Annotated in this window: 2 protein-coding genes and 1 pseudogene; all 3 read left to right on the forward strand. The window is 71.9% G+C overall.

Going from position 1 to position 2,887, the window contains the following annotated elements:
- Positions 1–453, forward strand: a pseudogene (locus QH290_RS19795) (hypothetical protein); the annotation flags it as partial.
- Positions 453–1,709 carry a mannose-6-phosphate isomerase, class I gene (gene manA / locus QH290_RS19800; protein WP_280266243.1) on the forward strand — a complete coding sequence of 419 codons (1,257 nt, stop codon included), beginning with the start codon at positions 453–455 and terminating at the stop codon, positions 1,707–1,709. The pseudogene QH290_RS19795 and the gene manA, both read left to right, overlap by 1 nt.
- A 114-nt stretch (positions 1,710–1,823) precedes the next feature.
- Positions 1,824–2,753 (forward strand): cation diffusion facilitator family transporter, encoded by a 930-nt coding sequence (locus QH290_RS19805; RefSeq protein WP_280266242.1) that lies wholly within the window; start codon positions 1,824–1,826, stop codon positions 2,751–2,753.
- Positions 2,754–2,887 lie beyond the last annotated feature (134 nt).

The raw sequence follows: 2,887 nt of genomic DNA on the forward strand, positions 1-2,887 counted from the left end.
GCTCGACGGACCGGCGCCGGTGGAGCGGGCGCGGGTCTTCGTGGTCCGGGCCGCCCCCCCCCCCGGGGGGGGGCGGCGGCGGGGGGGGGGGGTAGGGGGGGGGGGCGGGGGGGGGGGGGGGGGGGGGGGGGTGGGGGGGGGCGGGGCGGCGCGGGGCGCGCGGGGCGGGCCGGGCGGCGGCGGCTGGCGGTCTTCGGCGCGGGCGCCGGGCTGGTGGATGCGGATCTGGTGAACGTCGATGTGGAGCTGATGAGTACCGAATCCGGCGGGCCGCCCGCGGCGCCGCCGGACGAACCGCTACCGGGCGGCGGGCCGATGTTCCGGGTGGGCAGCGAGCTGGAACAGCTTGCGGTGCTGGTGGTCCGGTTGGAGATGGCGGCGGCATACCTACGCCTGCTGGGCTGCGGCCCGGCCACCGACCGTCCGGAGCGGTACGACGGGGGACGCTACTAGTGCACGAACTCGTTGGTGCGTTGCGTTCCTACGCCTGGGGCTCACGCACCGCACTCGCTCAGCTGTGCGGCCGACCGGTCCCCTCCGCACATCCCGAGGCCGAACTGTGGTTCGGCGCCCATCCCGCCGACCCCGCACAGGTCAGCATCGACGGTCACCGCACGTCGCTGCTCGAGGTCGTGGCCGCCGATCCGCACCGCGAATTGGGCGCGGTCGCACCGGTTTTCGGCGGACGGCTGCCGTTCCTGCTGAAGATCCTGGCCGCCGAGGAGCCGCTGTCGCTGCAGGCGCATCCCAGTACCGAACAGGCGCGTGGCGGATTCGAGCGGGAGAATCAGGCCCGGGTGCCGCTGGATTCGCCGATGCGCAACTACCGCGACGACAGCCACAAGCCCGAACTGGTGGTCGCGCTGGAACGGTTCGAGGCGCTGGCCGGGTTCCGCGACCCGCACCGCACCGTCGCGCTGCTGCGCGCACTGGCCGTACCGGAGTTGGATCGGTACGCCGATCTGCTTGCCGCGCAACCGGATTCCGATGGCCTGCGCACCCTGTTCACGACCTGGATCACGCTGCCGCAGGCGATGCTCGCCGGACTGCTGCCCAAGGTGCTCGACGGCTGCGTCCGGTATCTGTCCGACAAGGACGGCCCGGATACCGACGGCTCCGGCGAAACCCCGTCCGCGGGCAAGGAATTCGCGGCCGAGGCGCGCACGACGCTGGAGCTGGCCGAGGCCTATCCGGGCGATGCGGGGGTGCTGGCCGCCCTGCTGCTGAACCGGCTGACGCTGCAGCCGGGCGAGGGGTTGTTCCTCGCGGCGGGCAACCTGCACGCCTACCTGCGCGGTGTCGGGGTCGAGATCATGGCCAACTCCGACAATGTGCTGCGCGGCGGCCTGACCCCCAAGCACGTCGACGTCCCGGAACTGCTGCGGGTGCTGGACTTCGAGCCGCTGGACGTGCCGCTCATCGAGGCGGAGCCGGTCGGGGACGGCTCGTACCGCTACCGCGCCCCCGCGGCGGAGTTCGCGCTGCGGCGTTTCGATCTGGCGGCCGGGGCCGAGCCGGTATCCGTGCCGCGCACCGGGCCGGGCATCATCCTGTGCACCGCCGGCACCGTGCGGCTGCTGCAGGGCGCCGCGGAACTGCGGATCACGCCGGGCAACGCGGCCTGGATCTCGGCCGCGGACGCGAATATCCGCGCCCAGGCAGTCGACGGCGCCGCGCAACTGTTCTGCGCCTGCGTCGGCGACGCGTGAACGGCCCGGCGGTGTACTACGGTCGTTCCGACGACAGCGGTATGTTATTCCGGCATATCCGGCACGGCGGCGGTCTCCGGCGTGCGATGAGGACGAAAGGACCGATGCGGCACCATGTCTGCGGGTGGCGGTAAGAAGGCGATTCTCGCGGCGTTGACCGCGAATGCCGGAATCGCGGTGGCGAAGTTCATCGGCGCGGCGATCACGGGTTCGGCGTCGATGCTGGCCGAGGGCGTGCACTCGGTGGCCGACACCGGTAACCAGGGGCTGCTGCTGCTCGGGCAGAAGCGGGCCCAGCAGGAGGCCGACGAGCTGCACCCGTTCGGGTACGGGCGCAACCGGTACTTCTATTCGTTCGTGGTGGCGCTGGTGCTGTTCACCCTCGGCGCCATGTTCTCGGTGTACGAGGGCATCCACAAGATCCAGCATCCGGAGGAGCTGACCTCGCCGTTGGTGGCGGTCACGATCCTGGTGGTCGCGATCGGGCTCGAGACCTACAGCTTCATCACCGCGATGCGCGAGTCGCAGCCGCTGCGCGCCGGGGCGAGCTGGTGGCGGTTCATCCGCAATTCCCGCAATCCGGAGCTGCCGGTGGTGCTGCTCGAGGACACCGGGGCGCTGGTCGGCCTGGTGCTCGCGCTCGCGGCGGTCCTGCTCACGATGGTGACCGGCGATCCGATCTGGGACGGCATCGGCACCCTCGGGATCGGCGTGCTGCTGGGCACCATCGCCATCGTGCTCATCGTGGAGATGAAGAGCCTGCTCATCGGCGAGGGCGCCACCCCGGACCAGGACGACAAGATCCGCGCGGGCCTGGTCGACGGAACCCGCATCGATCGCGTGATCCACCTGCGCACCCAGTACCTGGGCCCGGACGAACTCCTGGTCGCCGCGAAGGTATCGATCGTGCCCGGCTTGGAGATCACCGATATCGCCGCGGCCATCGACGAGGCCGAGGCCCGGATCCGCGCGGAGGTCCCCATCGCCCGCGTCATGTACATCGAGCCCGACCTGTACCGCACCCAACCGGTCCAGGGCAGCTAGGCGATCTTCCCGCACTCTTTATCCGTTCCCGCCCCCCCGACAGGGGGCGGGTAGGGGGGGGGGGGCGGGGGGGGGGGGGGGGGGTTTGGGGGTTAGGAGGGGGGGGGGGGGGGCCCGGGGGGGGGGGGGGGGGG

It is taken from the genome of Nocardia wallacei (assembly GCF_029869545.1).
GTDB lineage: Bacteria > Actinomycetota > Actinomycetes > Mycobacteriales > Mycobacteriaceae > Nocardia > Nocardia wallacei_A.

Coding starts and splice junctions, on each gene's coding strand:
- QH290_RS19805 (WP_280266242.1), top strand. CDS start 1,824: ATGTCTGCGGGTGGCGGTAAGAAGGCGATTCTCGCGGCGTTGACCGCG.